The organism is Glycocaulis abyssi (assembly GCF_041429775.1).
Lineage (GTDB): Bacteria > Pseudomonadota > Alphaproteobacteria > Caulobacterales > Maricaulaceae > Glycocaulis > Glycocaulis abyssi.
This window is the reverse complement of record NZ_CP163421.1, coordinates 26,503-42,431: the sequence shown is the minus strand read 5'-3', so window position 1 is coordinate 42,431 and position 15,929 is coordinate 26,503. Positions and strand designations below refer to the sequence as shown.

Annotated in this window: 13 protein-coding genes and 1 tRNA gene; 3 read left to right on the top strand and 11 right to left on the bottom strand. The window is 62.7% G+C overall.

Going from position 1 to position 15,929, the window contains the following annotated elements; genetic code table 11:
• Position 1: 1 nt before the first annotated feature.
• The 4 genes from ettA to AB6B38_RS00175 form a co-directional block, all read right to left on the bottom strand.
• Entirely contained in the window at positions 2-1,666 is a 1,665-nt protein-coding gene (ettA, locus tag AB6B38_RS00190) for an energy-dependent translational throttle protein EttA (protein WP_371393598.1), read from the bottom strand.
• A 179-nt stretch (positions 1,667-1,845) separates the two neighbouring features.
• On the bottom strand, positions 1,846-2,169 hold the full coding sequence (locus tag AB6B38_RS00185) for a hypothetical protein (RefSeq protein ID WP_188451862.1): 324 nt from the start codon (positions 2,167-2,169) through the stop codon (positions 1,846-1,848).
• Between the two features lie 882 nt (positions 2,170-3,051).
• A complete protein-coding gene (locus tag AB6B38_RS00180) occupies positions 3,052-4,020 on the bottom strand; it encodes a glutathione S-transferase family protein (protein ID WP_371393596.1) in 969 nt (322 codons plus the stop codon).
• 47 nt (positions 4,021-4,067) lie between these two features.
• Positions 4,068-4,904, bottom strand: a complete 837-nt coding sequence (locus tag AB6B38_RS00175) for a pirin family protein (protein WP_371393595.1) — start codon at positions 4,902-4,904, stop codon at positions 4,068-4,070.
• Positions 4,905-5,112: 208 nt separating this feature from the next.
• Between AB6B38_RS00175 and rimK the strand changes: the two genes are divergently transcribed.
• On the top strand, positions 5,113-6,588 hold the full coding sequence (gene rimK, locus AB6B38_RS00170; protein ID WP_371393593.1) for a 30S ribosomal protein S6--L-glutamate ligase: 1,476 nt from the start codon (positions 5,113-5,115) through the stop codon (positions 6,586-6,588).
• A gap of 67 nt (positions 6,589-6,655) precedes the next feature.
• Here the strand turns inward: rimK and AB6B38_RS00165 are convergent, their stop codons facing one another.
• Positions 6,656-7,156, bottom strand: a complete 501-nt coding sequence (locus AB6B38_RS00165) for a fasciclin domain-containing protein (RefSeq protein WP_371393591.1) — start codon at positions 7,154-7,156, stop codon at positions 6,656-6,658.
• 282 nt (positions 7,157-7,438) lie between these two features.
• On the opposite strand from AB6B38_RS00165, the gene AB6B38_RS00160 reads away from it, so the two are divergent.
• The gene (locus AB6B38_RS00160) at positions 7,439-8,629 is read left to right on the top strand and encodes an IS481 family transposase (protein ID WP_371395064.1); all 1,191 of its coding nucleotides are present in this window, start codon (positions 7,439-7,441) and stop codon (positions 8,627-8,629) included.
• 44 nt (positions 8,630-8,673) lie between these two features.
• On the opposite strand, the gene AB6B38_RS00155 is transcribed toward AB6B38_RS00160, so the two are convergent.
• Positions 8,674-8,747, bottom strand: a tRNA-Gly gene (locus AB6B38_RS00155).
• Positions 8,748-8,875: 128 nt separating this feature from the next.
• Here AB6B38_RS00155 and AB6B38_RS00150 point away from each other — a divergent pair.
• Complete coding sequence (locus tag AB6B38_RS00150) at positions 8,876-9,376, top strand: GAF domain-containing protein (protein ID WP_371393589.1); 501 nt, start codon at positions 8,876-8,878, stop codon at positions 9,374-9,376.
• On the opposite strand, the gene AB6B38_RS00145 is transcribed toward AB6B38_RS00150, so the two are convergent.
• The 5 genes from AB6B38_RS00145 to AB6B38_RS00125 all read right to left on the bottom strand — a co-directional run bounded on the left by AB6B38_RS00145 (position 9,373) and on the right by AB6B38_RS00125 (position 15,775).
• Complete coding sequence (locus AB6B38_RS00145) at positions 9,373-9,873, bottom strand: hypothetical protein (protein WP_371393588.1); 501 nt, start codon at positions 9,871-9,873, stop codon at positions 9,373-9,375. The two genes, AB6B38_RS00150 and AB6B38_RS00145, sit on opposite strands and share 4 nt — an antisense overlap.
• Before the next feature lie 27 nt (positions 9,874-9,900).
• The gene (locus AB6B38_RS00140) at positions 9,901-11,139 is read right to left on the bottom strand and encodes a hypothetical protein (RefSeq protein WP_371393586.1); all 1,239 of its coding nucleotides are present in this window, start codon (positions 11,137-11,139) and stop codon (positions 9,901-9,903) included.
• A 195-nt stretch (positions 11,140-11,334) separates the two neighbouring features.
• Positions 11,335-11,784 (bottom strand): DoxX family protein, encoded by a 450-nt coding sequence (locus AB6B38_RS00135; protein ID WP_371393584.1) that lies wholly within the window; start codon positions 11,782-11,784, stop codon positions 11,335-11,337.
• 82 nt (positions 11,785-11,866) lie between these two features.
• The gene (locus AB6B38_RS00130) at positions 11,867-14,101 is read right to left on the bottom strand and encodes a DPP IV N-terminal domain-containing protein (protein WP_371393583.1); all 2,235 of its coding nucleotides are present in this window, start codon (positions 14,099-14,101) and stop codon (positions 11,867-11,869) included.
• A gap of 189 nt (positions 14,102-14,290) precedes the next feature.
• The gene (locus tag AB6B38_RS00125) at positions 14,291-15,775 is read right to left on the bottom strand and encodes a sigma-54-dependent transcriptional regulator (protein ID WP_371395110.1); all 1,485 of its coding nucleotides are present in this window, start codon (positions 15,773-15,775) and stop codon (positions 14,291-14,293) included.
• Between the last annotated feature and the right edge of the window lie 154 nt (positions 15,776-15,929).

The window sequence follows — 15,929 nt, the reverse complement described above, 5'->3', positions numbered from 1 at the left end:
CCTACCTTTCGAACTTCTGGAACTTCACACGCGTAGGCACCAGAGCATCGGTGCCGAGGCGGCGCTTCTTGTCTTCGAGATAGTCCGAGAAAGAACCCTCGAACCACTCCACATGGCTGTCGCCCTCAAAGGCGAGAATGTGGGTGGCGATCCGGTCCAGGAAGAAGCGGTCGTGCGAGATGACCACGGCGCAGCCGGGGAAATCTTCCAGCGCCGCTTCGAGCGCGGAGAGGGTTTCCACGTCGAGATCATTGGTCGGTTCGTCGAGCAGCAAGAGATTGCCGCCCTCTTTGAGCATCTTGGCCAGATGCACCCGGTTGCGCTCACCGCCCGACAGCAGGCCGACTTTCTTCTGCTGGTCGCCGCCCTTGAAGTTGAACGCGCCGACATAGGCACGGCTCGGCACTTCATGCCCGCCCAGCGAGATCATGTCATGGCCGTTGGAGATTTCTTCCCAGACCGTTTTCTTCGCATCCAAAGCATCACGCGACTGGTTCACATAGCCCAGCTTCACCGTCTCGCCGATTTTCACCGAGCCGTTATCGGGCTGCTCCTCGCCGACGATCATCTTGAACAGCGTGGTCTTGCCCGCACCATTGGGGCCGATCACACCGACCACGCCGCCCGGCGGCAGCTTGAAGGTCAGATCCTTGATTAGCAGCTTGTCGCCAAACCCTTTGGATACATTGTCAAACTCGACCACATTGCCGCCCAGGCGCGGCCCCGGCGGAATGCGGATGGTGGCGGTGGAGATTTTCTCCCGGTCGGCCGCGTCGCGCATTTCCTCATAGGACTTGATACGCGCCTTGGATTTGGCCTGACGCGCTTTCGGGCTGGAGCGTATCCACTCCAGTTCGCGGGCGAGCGCGCGCTGCTTGGCGCCTTCCTCGCGCGATTCCTGTTCCAGCCGCTTGGTCTTCTGCTCCAGCCAGTCTGAATACCCGCCCTTGTAGGGGATGCCCTGACCGCGATCGAGCTCCAGCGTCCATGTCGTGATGGAATCGAGGAAATAGCGATCGTGGGTGACGATCAGCACCGCACCATCATAGTTTTCAAGGTGATGCTGGAGCCAGGCAACGCTCTCGGCGTCCAGATGGTTGGTCGGTTCGTCGAGCAGCAGCATGTGCGGCTTGGAGAGAAGCAGCTGGCAGATGGCCACGCGGCGGCGCTCACCGCCGGAAAGGTTCGTTACCGAAGCATCGCCCGGCGGGCAGCGCAGTGCCTCCATCGCCATCTCGATCTTGGAATCGATGTCCCACGCATCGCGCGCATCGACCTGCTCCTGCAGGGCGGTCATCTGCTCCATCAGCTCGTCGGAATAATCCTCGGCCAGCTGCATGGCGATAGCGTTGTATGCGTCGTATATTTTCTTGTCTTCAGAGCCTTCTATGACGTTTTCCCAGACGGTCTTGGCCTCATCGAGCTTCGGCTCCTGCGGCAGATAGCCGACGCGCACGCCCTTTTCGGCCCATGCCTCGCCGGTGAAGTCATTGTCCATACCGGCCATGATCTTCAAGAGCGTCGATTTACCCGCGCCATTGACGCCGACAACACCGATCTTGGCGTCGGGCAGGAAGTGCAGCGAAATGCCGGAGAAGACCTGCTTGCCGCCGGGATAGGTCTTGGCCAGCTTGTCCATGTGATAAACGTATTGATAGGACGACATGCGCCGGACTCCTCGGGCCTGACAGGGGAAAACGGATTGAGCCGCGCTATAGCGCAAGGACGCGCGCGCTGGCAATGGAGGCGCTGAACGGGACGCGCGACAGACGCCCTGCACTGGCCCGCAAAAACCCCGCCCGGGAAAATCCGGACGGGGCTATGCTGTCTGAACGGATGGAGCGGTCAGCCGCCGGATTTGGCCGGCATGAGGCGCTCGACAGTGACCATGACAATCACCATCACCGAGGCGGCTGCCAGCACGTTGGCATAGCTGCCTAGGATCGCAGTCAGATACTCGCCGACAACCGGTATCGCTTCGAGCGCACTGGCACCGACCAGAAGGAAAATCGCGGCGATCAGCACGCCGCGCCTGTGGTCTGCAGAGACAAAAAACCCGCTTGCAAGGCCCAGAACCGCCAGTATGGCACCGCCATATTCGAAGGTCACAAAGGCCAGAACAATCGCCGCCAGAATGCTGACGGCCCAGACAATTTTCGCAATAGACATAAGTCTCCTCCCGTCTGTTCTTTTTTATTTATCGAGCCCCTTAAAGGCACGATGGTTAACGCTAAGCTGAGTTCTCGCGATTCCACAAGATAAATCAGAGTGCTTTCGTTCACGCACTCCGCAAGCTCCCCGCCTTCTGCGCGTTTCACTGGCGATGAGCCTTTTTCGGATACCGGCGTATAGTGCGGCGTCGAACTGGCAAGGTTTTCCCATAGCCAACCATACCGGGTCCCGGGTTTCCGAGCCGGGGGCCAGAAAAGACTGGGCACCGGCTTACGCCGGTGAAACGCATCTGAGACGTCCAACCCCTCGTCATGCCCGCGCAGGTGGGCATCCAGAGCTGATTGGCAACTGTCTTTGCCCTTCGATCTCTGGACCCCCGTCGTCACGGGGGTGACGAAGAGGCGGAGGACAGATCCCCACTTATCCCCCTCCTGTGAACTTGCCGCATAATAGCCAGCGTTCATCTCCGGCAAGACGGCGGTCCGGAATGCGTCCCGGCCGGGAGATGAAGCGGTGACTTGAGACGGGGTGCGCCCTGATGTCTGGCCAATGCCGGGCATCGACGCGGGGTTCATCCTCAGGTTCAGGCGGCCGGCAGAGCGGAAAACCGTAGCGGGCACGGTCTGTCTCACCCTTGTGGACGGCTATACAGGTCCAGCTGGACCGGCTGACCCTTGGGAGGGCTTGCTGACGTCACGGAGGCTACGGCTATGGAGCAGCGTAAGGTATCCGCCCCGGCTGAAGAAACACCTGCGTGCGGGCGGCCTTGAGAGGGCCCGTTTGAACGTTCGCGATTGGCCATCCCATGGCCGCCCGCGCCATCCGTTGCCTCAACCTCACTCCGGAACCGGGTGGGGATGGAGGTGTTGGAGGAATGCCCTAGGAACGCCCGCCGGCTACATGCACCTCCGGGCCCAGCGGCACAATGCCGGTCGGGTTGATGGTGTCATGGCTCTCGTAATAATGGCGTTTGGCGTGATCGAGATTGAAGATATCGGCAATCCCCGGCAGGCCATGAAGGCGGCGCGCATAGGCCGCGATATGCGGATAGTCGATCAGGCGTTTGAGATTGCATTTGAAATGGCCGTGATAGACCGGATCAAAGCGCACCAGAGTGGTGTATAACCGCCAGTCGGCCTCGGTCAGCGTGTCCCGGCACAGATATTCGCGGCCATCGGACAGAAGGCTTTCCAGCCAGTCCAGGCTCTCAAACAGGGTGGTGACCGCCTCCTCATATGCCTCGGCCGAGGTGGCAAAGCCGGACTTGTAGACGCCATTATTGACGGTGTCGTAGATGCGCGCATTGAGGGCATCGATCTCGCCGCGCAGATGCTCAGGATAGTAATCGCCCGGCGCAGCGCCGACGCCATCGAACGCGGAATTGAACATGCGGATAATGTCCGCGCTTTCATTGGAGACGATGGTGTTTTTCTGCTTGTCCCACAGCACCGGCACCGTCACGCGGCCCGAATAATCCGTCTTCGCTGCTGTGTAGACCTGATACATGTAGCGCGCACCATGCAGCGGATCGGGGATCACGCCCGGCCCATCCTCAAACGTCCAGCCGTGCTCCTTCATGCGCCAGTGCACGACCGACAGCGAAATCTTGCCGGTCAGCCCTTTGAGATGGCGGAAGATCAGCGTGCGGTGCGCCCACGGGCAGGCCAGCGACACATAGAGATGATAGCGCCCGGCCTCGGCCCTGAAACCTGCCTCTCCACTGGGTCCGGCAGAGCCGTCCGCCGTCACCCAGTTGCGAAACACGCTGTCCTGGCGCTTGAACTTTCCGCCAGAGCTTTTGGTGTCATACCATTCGTCTTTCCAGACGCCGTCCACGAGCCGGCCCATATCCGGTCTCCTTTTTCTTCTGCTTTCAGTCTGTTAACGCACGAAGGTCAGAACCGTCCCATCTGGTAGTCCAGCATGGCCTGACGCACCTCGCCTTCCGTGTTCATCACGAACGGCCCGCCCCACGCGATCGGCTCGCCAATCGGGTAGGCGGCGGCCAGGATGGCACGCGCGCCTTCGGAGCCCGCCTCGATACGCACCGTGTCACCGGGGCCGAACACGCCCAGATGCGCTTCTGGCAATGCGATGCCCGACACGCTGACCGATCCGGTATGGATGGCCAATATGGTGGTCTTGTCCGCCAGTATCGGCTCCTCGAACACAGCGCCCGGCTCCATGACCAGCTCAGCGTAGAAAGGCTCGGTGGTGATGTTCCGCACCGGGCCTTCAACGCCGGTGGAGGTGCGCCCGGCGACGATGCGGGCAGTCACGCCCTCGCGCTTGTCCTCAGGCACCTCGGCGGCGCTATACTCCTGATAGGCGGCGGGCTTCATCTTCTCGGCGGCAGGCAGGTTGATCCACAGCTGGAAGCCGCTCATCAGCCCGTCTTCCTGCTCTGGCATTTCCGAATGGATGATGCCGCCAGCGGCCGTCATCCACTGCACCCCGCCCGGCTCGATCACGCCTTCATGGCCCTTATTGTCCTTGTGGCGCATGCGGCCCGCGACCATGTAGGTCACGGTTTCAAAGCCCCGGTGAGGGTGCTCGGGAAAGCCTGCCAGATAATCGTCCGGATTGTCGGAATGGAATTTGTCGAGCATCAGGAACGGGTCCAGCACGCGCAATTCGGGCGTACCCAGAAGCCGCGTCATCTTCACCCCTGCCCCGTCGGAAGCAGGCATGCCGCGCGTCAGTTTCACAAGCGGGCGGTAAATTCCGGCCATGACCATATCTCCTGTGCTCTAAAGCGTTGCCTGCACACATGGACCTCCGCGCGCTCAAGGTCGAGGCTTTCGCGTTGCAGATATATCTTTCCGGGCGGGAAGAAATTGACTTTGCCCCCGCAAGAAGGCCCGATGGACGCCAGATGAATTGCGCGCTAAAGGCACGCCCGCGATCAGGATCAGGACGCCAGAGGCTTTTGAGGATTTGATGGATCAACCATTCGTACTGGGTTGGGAAGAATGGGCGTCCTTCCCGGAGCTGGGCATTCCGGCGATCAAGGCCAAGGTGGATACCGGCGCGCGCACCTCTGCGCTGCATGCCGTGTCTGTGGAGCCGTTTGGCCCTGACGACGCGCCCCAGGTCCGTTTCGTCATTCACCCCATTCCCAGCCAGCCCGATGTGGAGATCACCTGCGCCGCCCCGGCCGTGGACCGGCGCGAGGTTACCTCCTCCAATGGCGAGTCCGAGCTGCGCTGGGTGATCGAGGCGATGGTTCAGGTGGGTGACCGGCAATGGCCGATCGAACTGACCCTGACCAACCGGGAAAGCATGAATTACCGCATGCTGCTGGGCCGCACGGCGATCCGCGACGGCATCGTGGTGAACCCGGCGGATTCTTATGTGCAGGGCAAGATCGGCTACAAGGTCTATTCCGACTATCCGCGCCAGAAGCCGGTCAAGCGCCCGCTTCGCATCGCCATCCTGACGCGTGAGCCGACGAACTATTCCTCCAAACGCCTGAAAAAAGCGGCAGAGGAGCGCGGCCATGTCGCCGAGATGGTCAACACGGCGCGCTGCTCCATGGGCATCAACACGCTCTCGCCCGCGATCTATTACGATGGCCGCCGCCTGCCGCGCTTTGACGCGGTGATCCCGCGCATCGGCGCCTCGATGACCAATTACGGCATGGCGGTGATCCGCCAGTTCGCCATGACAGGTGCCTATATCCTCAATCCGGCTGCTGCCATCGGGGCCAGCCGCGACAAGCTCTACGCCCACCAGCTGCTGGCGCGCGCGGGCATCGGCATGCCCTCCACCGCCTTTGCCCACTCGCCGAAAGACACCAAGACCCTGATCGAGCTGGTCGGCGGTGCGCCGCTTGTGGTCAAATTGCTGGAGAGCACGCAAGGGCGCGGCGTGGTGCTGGCCGACACGAAAAAGGCCGCCGAGAGCGTAATCGACGCTTTCCGGGGGCTGGAAGCCAATTTCATCGTGCAGGAATTCGTCAAGGAAGCCGGCGGAGCCGACATTCGCTGCTTTGTCGTCGGCGGCAAGGTGGTCGCCGCCATGAAACGTCAGGCCCAGGCCGACGAGTTCCGCTCCAACCTGCATCGCGGTGGCACGGCCGAAGGGGTGAAGATCACGCCTGAAGAGCGCTCCGCCGCCGTGCGCGCCGCCAAGGCGATGGGCCTTTCGGTCGCGGGCGTGGATCTCCTGCGCTCCAGTACCGGGCCGAAAATTCTGGAAGTGAATTCCTCACCGGGTCTTGAGGGCATTGAGCGCACCAGCCAGAAGGACGTCGCCGGCATCATCATCGAATACATGGAAGGCCAGGTGCAGACCGTCTCCCTGCCGCGCGCCTCACGGCGCAAGGGCGTGCTCAAAGCCTCCGACGCGCCGGAAAACACCGAGCTGAAAGTGATCGAAGCCAGCGGCAAGGCCAGCGAGGAAGCGGGGGATTAGGGGCAAAAAAGGACCCGCCACCGGGGAGCGTGGCGGGTCCTTTGACATGCCGAATCTATGGAGGGGATCAGTTCGGCAGGATGACGGCGTCGATCACGTGGATCACGCCGTTGGAGGCTTCGATGTCGGCGGTGATGACATTGGCGCCATCAACCGTGACCGAGCCGTCTTCACCGACGACGACGTTGACAGCCGTGCCTTGCAGGGTCTCCAGATCATACGTGCCTGGATCAACGCTGTCGGACATATAGCTGCCCGGCACGACGTGATAGGTCAGCACGGCCTGCAGCTGGGCCTGGTTTTCCGGCATCAGCAGGGTGTCGACCGTGCCTTCGGGCAGAGCGGCAAAGGCGGCATCGGTCGGCGCGAACACGGTGAACGGGCCTTCGCCTTTGAGCGCATCAACAAGGTCAGCGGCCTGAACGGCAGCGACCAGCGTGTTGAAATCGTCAGCGGCAACGGCCGTATCAACAATGTCAGCCGGGCCACGGTGATGGTCGGCGAGCACAGGCGCGGCAAGAAGCGCGGCGGCAGCAGCAGTCGAGGAAATGATTGCAGTAAGGCGCATGGATGTTGTCTCCGTTTCGGTTGTCGAAACGAGGCAGCGTGTCCGGGAGAAAATCCGTCAGCCTCGCGATACCAAAGGGGTGGCATCACGGAGTCTTACGAAACCTGCCCACTGCCGGATCACCGGTGCTGGAGAACTGCCTGCCCCCGAACCCCAAGCGCGCGTCAGCGCCCGTCGAAACAAAATCGAGTGTTCGCCTGGCAGGATGAGCGACCTGAGAGATAGGTGACGGAACGTACCGGACACATGGGTCACACTTTTGGCTTTGGGCTGGAGGTGGAGATGCCGTGGAAGGAGTGTTCGGTAATGGATGAGCGTGTTCGGTTTGTCGGCCGTCTTCTGGATGGCGAGAGCATGAGCGAGGTCTGCCGCCAGTTCGGCATCTCGCGCAAGACCGGCTACAAGATATGGGGCCGCTACAGGCAAGAGGGTCTGGAGGCGCTGTGCGACCGCTCGCGCCGCCCGGTGCGCTACGCCAACCAGCTGCCTGACCAGATCGAGCGGCTGATCGTGGAAGCCAAGCGCGAGAAGCCTCACTGGGGCGCCAGGAAGATCCGCGAGTTGCTGGTGCGCAAGCTGGCCGGTGATGTGCGCATCCCGGCCAGGAGCACCGTCCATGCGGTGCTTGACCGGCACGGCCTGGTCAGCCGGTCGCGCAAGCGGCGCACGGCCAACAAGGCCGTGGGCACGGCGCTGTCGCAGGCCTTTGAGCCCAACGATCTGTGGTGCGCCGACTTCAAGGGTGAGTTCAAGCTGGGCGACGGGCGCTATTGTTACCCCCTGACCGTCACCGACCAGGCCTCGCGCATGATCCTGGTTTGCGAAGCCCTTGAGAGTACCAAGGAGCGGCCCGTCATCGAGACCTTCGTGAGCGTGTTCAGGGAGCGCGGCCTGCCAGCCGCCATCAGAAGCGATAACGGCCTGCCCTTCGCCAGCCCCAACGGGCTCTACAACCTGTCGCGGCTGTCCGTGCTCTGGCTCAGGCTCGGCATCGCCATCGAGCGCATCAGGCCCGGCCATCCCCAGCAGAACGGCCGCCACGAGCGCATGCACCGGACCCTGAAGCAGGAAACTGCCCGCCCGCCGGGCATGAACGCCCTTCAGCAGCAGGCCCGGTTCGACGCATTCGTCAGCGAGTTCAATACAGAACGCCCGCACGAAGCCATCGCCATGAAGACGCCGGGCGAACTCTACACGCCCGCCTCAAGGCCATGGCAGGGACTGCAGGAGATCGACTACCCCCTCCACGACAAGGACATTCTGGTCACCGCATGCGGGCGCATCTGCATGCACCGCAAGAAGATCAACATCTCAACCGTGCTCGCCGGCCAGAAACTCGGAATCAAGGAAGTCGACGACGGCATCTGGCTCGTCAGCTTCATGACCTACGATCTGGGATATATCGACCTGGAACAGAAAACCCTGCAGACTATCGACAACCCGTTCGGCACGCGGGTGTCACCCATGTCTTAGGTACAATCCGTTACCTATGTCTCCGGGTCGTACAAGAGGAGTGCTGGAGCGGGTGAAGGGAATCGAACCCTCGTCTTAAGCTTGGGAAGCTTCTGCTCTACCATTGAGCTACACCCGCGAGGGCTCACGCCACGCCCATCCGATGTACGGTGAAGGCAGATTTCACGCAAGGGGCTGATGCCGGGCTGGCGGCGCGGTATATCTGTGCCTAGATGAGACAGCACTGCCAGCTAACAAGGAATGCCCATGGCCGAAGCTCTGTCCACCGCACCTGCCGGCGAAACGCTGGAGCAAGCCTATGCCCGTGTGCGCGAAGAGATCGCGGCCATAGTGGCGGACGAGACCAGCGAGACGGCGCGCTTTGCCACGGCGGCCTGTGTACTCGCGCAGAATTTCGCGCCGCGCTTCTTCTGGACGGGGTTTTATGTGGTGGACCCGCTAAAGCCGGAAGAGCTGGTCGTCGGCCCCTATCAGGGCACGCTGGGATGTTTGCGCATTCCGTTCGGCAAGGGTGTGTGCGGCGCGGCAGCGGCCAGTGGCGAGACGCAGCTGGTGGCGGACGTGCACGCCTTCCCCGGCCATATCGCCTGCGACAGCCGGTCAAACTCGGAGATTGTCGTGCCGGTGTTTCGCCCCGATGGATCACTGGCCGCGGTGCTGGATGTGGATTCTGAAAGCCTCGATGCCTTCGGCCCGGAGGACAGAGACGGGCTTGAAGCGATCTGCAAGGTATTGCTGACCGCCTAAAACAGCCCCAGGAACTTCTTGCGCTTGCGCGGCGCTAGCGGTTCGGGTGTGCCATCTGCCCAGTCAGCATCCGCGTCCGGCGCAACGGGCGACACGGCCTGCGCCTCGCCCGCAAAGCCCGCATCAACGCGCTCCCCGGCAATCGCCGGAGCGGGCTGCGCCTTCGGCCTGTCCGCCGCGCCGGTCTGAGGCGGTTCTGGCGTGCAGATATCGGCGTCGCACAGCGCATGGCCGATCACGCCCGAGATGTTCAGCGGCAAGGGCGAATACGGCCCTTGCGTATCGGCAAGACCCAGCTGGCTGCGGAGTTCCATGCGGAACGACCCGGCACGCGTAGCGATACGGTGGCGGCGTTCATCCTCTTCGCGCAGGCGCGACAGATCGGCCGGGCGCGGTGCGCGCACCGCAATCGCGCTTTCCTCGCGAGCCTTTGCCAGCGCGGCACGGGCGCGGTCCAGATCAAGCCGGGACGGGGTGTCGTTCATGTCACTGCTCATCGATCAAGCTCCTTGCCCGCCAAGCCATCAGGCTTTGCGAGCATACCATTCAACGCCACCTGTTTGCGAGATCATCACCACATCGACATCCCCGCCGACCCCGGTCTGGGTCTGGTGCAGGCTGCCTTTGAGGATGTTGAGCTCCACCAGCGCCTTGGAGGTTTCGGCGATCTGGCGCTTGCCGGAAGCCGAGACGACCTGGATGAACGGGTTGATAAACTCTTCCTGGCTGACCGCATGGGCCGCCTTGATGAAATGGCCTGTCAGGGCGGGCAGCGTGCCCTTGCCTATCCGCTCCATCACCTCGCCGGCAGCGGCCGCGTCCAGCCCCGCCTCGCGCAGGGCCGCATCGGCGGCAGCCTCATTGGTGATGAGGTTCATCGAGATCATCATGTCGAACATGAGCGGGTGGATGCCGCGCAGGAAGGCATGGGTCATATCGGCCTGTGCAAACGTGCGCACAAAGGCGTTCGGCCCGTCATCCACGCCCACCGCCGTCGTCTCGTCATGGGCGCGCTTCATCACCCCGTCGACCAGAATGGAGGCATAGTGATGGACATAGACCGGGAAAATGTCCGCTGTCCCCAGCCCGGCGAACACCAGGCCCGCATAGGGCTCCAGAAAGGCCGGCTTGGTGACGATCATGTAGGCAAAGTCGAACAGGCGCGCGCGCATCGCCTCTTCCTGCCCGAACGCGCCCAGCGCATCGGCGATCAGCTGGTCCAGCATCGCGCCATAAAGCTCGTAGAAGCGCTCGCGCGTGAGATGCCCGAACACATCCAGATCGGCGCGCGGACGCCCGCTCTCATCGTGGGCAAGATGGCTGCGATAAAGCTCCAGCGCGGCCTCGAAGGCGGCTGCATCATCCTCATACCCGGCGCCGGGATAGCTGGCCATGGCGCGGGCATGGTTCATCAGGGTGATGAAGGCGGCGCGCATCAGCGCCTCGAACTCCTCGCGTTCCTCGCGCTCGGGGAAAAGCTTGCGATTGCCATCCACGAAGGCGAAGAAGGCCGTCGCGCATTCGGCCACGCTTTCAAACTCGGCGCTGCCATGCTGCTGGCGGAAGGCATGGGCGATCTGCGACCAGGACCGGCCGAGCACATCGCCGCGTGAATAGACCATCAGGGCGACCGAGCCACTCAGTGGCAGGATTTTCTCCGCCTCCAGGGTCACGACCGGATCAGGGCCGCCGCCATAGGTGACGGCGCTGTCAGCGGCCAGTGCCACGGCCTGCCGGTTCATAATCATCACTTCAGACGTCATCGGCCCGACTTCCCCTCACCGGCGCGTCTATTGCCGCACCGGCCCTATCATCACGGTCCCTCTGCCGCCCACAGGGCAGCCCGTTAACAGAAGGTTACCGCGAAAAATCAGGCAATGTTAAGGACAAAACCGCCGGTTAACCGCGATTGCCATCGCGCCATGTGCGCAAAATGCCACGCCAGATGGCGCGCGCGATCAGGCTTGCGCCTTCGTCTCCCGGCGCGCCAGCCAGTGATCCACAGACCAGCGCCCCGGCCCTGCCAGCGCGAAATGCAGCGGGATGAAGACCAGCACCAGCGCCGGCCACCAGTTGCGGAAATCACCGCCCCAATGGACCATGGCCAGCGCCACTACGAAGTTGAACACCATTACGAGGCTGGCCGCCCGCGTGAGCGCACCGGCAAGGATCAGCGCCCCGCAGATGAACTGGGCATAGACCGAAAGCGGGGCCATGATTTCCGGCAGGATGAAGCCGTGATGACCGACAAAACCCACAAACTCGGCCATGCGCTCGGCCGATAGGATATTGTCCTGCGTCTCCCACATCAGAAAACTGCCAGTCAGCAGCCGCAGCGCCAGCAGACCAATATCGGCCGGCGCGCCCTGCTGCGGCCCGCCACGTACGAACAGAATGGATTTGAGCATGTTTGCCTCCCCAGCATTTTCCGGGAACGCTAGAGCATGGTTGCTCTTTTGAATATCAAACCCTTGTGAGGCGGCGTCGCGCCTACTCGCGTAAATGGCGGTCAAAGAACGCCATCTGAGTGCGCAGCAAATGTGTCTGCAGGGGCGGCGGGCGGATACCGTGGCGTTCCCCCGGATAGGTCATCATCTCGAACAGCTCCCCGCGCTCCTGCAGCTCCGCAAAGAGACGCGTGGAATGATCAAAGGTCACATTATCGTCGGCCATGCCGTGAATGATCAGAAGCGGCGTCTCATAGCCATCAAGATGGGCAAAGGCTGATCCGGCCTCATACCCGTCGGCATTGTCCTGCGGGGTGGACATGTAGCGCTCGGTATAATGGGTATCGTAGAGCGCCCAGTCGGTAACCGGCGCGCCCGCAATCCCCGCAGCAAACCGGCCCGGCGCCTGCAGCGCGGTCATCAGCGTCATGTAGCCGCCATAGGACCAGCCCCACAGGCCGACCCGGTTGCCATCGACAAAATCGCGCGCCTGCAGCCAGTCGAGACCGGCCAGCTGGTCCTCGACCTCCAGAATGCCCATGCGCCGGTGCAGCGCAGCCTCAAAGGCATGGCCGCGGTTCCACGTGCCCCGGTTATCGACCTTGAAGAGCACATAGCCGGACTGGACGAGGATCTGGTCGCGAAGCGGCTGCCAGCCCGCGTGCACGGTCTGCACCAGCGGTCCGCCATAAACCTGCACGATGGCCGGGCAGGGATGAGCCGCCGTGCAATGATCCGGGCGGTACATCTGCCAGTAAAGCTCGGTCTCGCCGTCTGCCGCAGTGAGTGTGCCGTATTCCGGCGTCACGTGAGAGGGCAGGAAGGGCGCATAGGGGTGGGCGTCATCCAGCCGGTTTTCCTCCACCCAGGCGATACGTTCCCCATCGATGGAATAAAGCGCGGTGTTGGGAGGGGTTTCCACGCTGGAATGCGTGCCGATAAAGCCTGACCCGCCAGTGCCGACCGCCGCGGCCCAGCGGCCCTGGCCCTGCGTGATGCGCTCCGGTTCACCGCCCTCCAGGCTCACCGCATAGAGATGACGCTCCAGCGGGCTTTCCATCCAGCCGGTAAACCAGACCGTCCCTGTGTCCTCATTCACACCCGCAATGCCGTCCACCACCCATTCGCCTGAGGTGATGTTTTGCGCCGTGCCATCGGCGTGAACACGCCGGATATGGCGAAAGCCCGATTGTTCGGAAAGGTAGAGCAGCCCGCCGCCGCTCGTGACACGCAGATCGTGGGTCAGATTGATCCAGGTATCAGCCGTTTCGGTGATGCGCCGTGTGGCATCTTCAGCTCCGGTCGTCGGGTTCAGCGCCAGCAAATCCCACTGCGTCTGCGCGCGGTTCTGGCGCTGCACCCACAGCGTCCCGCCAGACCGGCTCCAGTCGACACGATTGAGGTAGATATCGGTCTCAGCCCCCATATCCATGTCGACCACCTCGCCAGAGGCCAGATCGATCACATGCAGGGTGACAAGGGCGTTGGGTGTACCGGCGCGCGGATAGCGCTGCTCGGAGACAGAGACGCCTTCAGCCGAAATGCCGAAACGCTCCACGACCATCACCGGGTTCTCGTCGACGCGCGCGACCGCAATGCGGCTGTCATCGGGCGACCACCAGTATCCGGTATAGCGGCTCATTTCTTCCTGGGCGACGAACTCGGCCATGCCCCAGCTGATCGCGCCGCCGCCTTCACTAGTCAGGGCGCGCTCCTCGCCGGTGGCCAGATCATGCACCCAGAGATTCTGCTCGCGGATGAAGGAGACATAGCCGCCGCGCGGGCTGACCTTGGCATCGGTCTCGAACTCTTCGGTCTCGGTCAGGCGGCGCGCTTCGCCGGTTTCCACATTGACGTAGAACACATCACCATCGAGCGGCACCAGCACCGCCTCGCCTGCCTGATCCCAGTCATAGCTGACCACCCCGGTGGCGGTGATGCGCGCGCGTTCGCGATACTGGATTTCGGCCTCGGTCAGCTCGCGCTCTTCTGGGGCCAGCTGTCGGGCATCGACGAGCACGTAAGAGCGGCCCGTCTCCACATCCATCGCCCAGAGATCCTGAACCGTGCGGTCATCTTCCTTGGCACGCAAGAAGCTGATCCGGCTGCCATCAGGCGAGAAGCGCACCGAGCGCGCGGTGGGACCGTTCAGGTCTGGTGATCCATATAGCCGCTCGATTGTCAGGCGTTCGCCCTGAGGGGCTGGTGCGGGCGGGGCCTCACCGTTCTCGCAGGCAATAAGGGCAAGCGGCAGAAGGGCGATGAGGACAGCGCGCATGAGAAAACGTCCGGTCAGTTGAAACTGACCGGACGCTACAAGGCTGATCGATTATTGGCCAGTCCCGGCCTCCCTCGTCCTTCGAGACGGCTTCTGACGAAGCCCCTCAGGATGAGGGAGGAAGGTTTCGCAAGGCCCTCATCCTGAGGGCGAGCGAAGCGAGCGTCTCGAAGGACGAGGGCCTTACCCTCACCCCGCCTCGCGGAAATTGTCCACTTCGAGATCGTATTCGCGCACCTTGCGGTAGAGCGTGGAGCGGCCAAGGCCGAGCCTGCGCGCCACTTCCGCCATGCGGCCTGAATAGGTCTCGATGGCGAAGGCAATCAGATCACGCTCGATGGATTCCAGGGGGCGCAAATGTCCGCCTGCATCGGTGATGTCCACCGGGAAGGCCGAAGCATGACCGTTGGTCTCGCTCCCGGCCTCCTCCACCGGCTCAGCCGGCGCCGCCGTTTCAGCAACCGGGGCCGGACGCTCAGGCTCTGCCTGACGCAAAGTCGGGTTGAGGCCGGAAATCTGCGGGAAATCCTCCGGCGTCAGGTAATCGCCATCGCACAGCACGACCGCGCGAAAGACCGCATTTTCCAGCTGGCGCACATTGCCCTTCCAGTGATGCCGGGCGAGCATGTCCATGGTCTCCGATGTGGCGTCCAGCACAGTCTTGCCCTCCTGCGCGTTGAAGCGGGCGATGAAGTGGCGCACCAGCGCCGGGATGTCGTCCGCGCGCTCGGAAAGGCTCGGCACCTCGATGGGGAAGACGTTCAGACGATAGAACAGGTCTTCGCGGAACGCGCCGCATTTGACCTGTTCGGCCAGATCGCGGTTCGTCGCCGAGATGATGCGCACATCGACCTTGACCGGCTTCTTGCCGCCGACGGGATCAACTTCGCCTTCCTGCAGGGCGCGCAGGAGCTTCACCTGCATGTCCAGCGGCAGCTCGCCGATCTCGTCAAGGAAGAGCGTGCCGCCATCAGCCTCCTGGAACTTGCCCATATGCTTGGCCACCGCGCCGGTAAAGGCACCCTTTTCGTGACCAAACAGGGTTGATTCCACCAGGTTTTCCGGGATCGCGCCGCAGTTCACGGCTACGAAGGGACGGCCCGCCCGGTCGGACGCGGCCATGATGGAACGGGCCACCAGCTCCTTGCCGACACCGCTTTCGCCGGTGACAAGGATGGGGATATTCGATTTCGCCGCCCGCTCGCCCAGCCGCACCACCTGACGCATGGCAGGGGCAGACGCGATCATGTCCTTGAAGCCCAGCTGGCCGGACTGGGTGCGCTTCAGGCGCGTCACCTCACCGGTCAGATCCTTTACCTTGAAGGCATTGCGGATGGAGACCGCGATGCGTTCCGGGCTGGCGGGCTTGACGAAGAAGTCCACCGCGCCGGCGCGCATGGCTTTCACCACAGTCTCGATACCGCCATGGGCGGTGAGGACGATGACCGGCAGGTCCGGCTCACGCGCCTTGATGGCTTCAAGCGTTTCCTGACCATCCATGCCCGGCATGACCATGTCGAGCAGCACGACATCAATACCGCCGCGCCGGATACGCTCCAGCCCAGCCTCCCCGCTCTCGGCCATTTCGGGGTGATGCCCCTGCTTTTCGAGAACCGCCTGCATCAGCCGGCGTTGCGTCGGATCATCGTCGACGATCAGAATAGTCTTGGCCATGTCACCCACACCCTTTTGTCCCACCATGGTGAGGCGTGTCCCGGCCCTTGATGGCCGCCCCGCAGTGTTCTGCGTGAACGGCCAGGCTCTTGGTGGACCCGCCCCTGATGCGCACCGTTATGGGACACTTCCGGTTAAGGTCACGTGTAGAGGC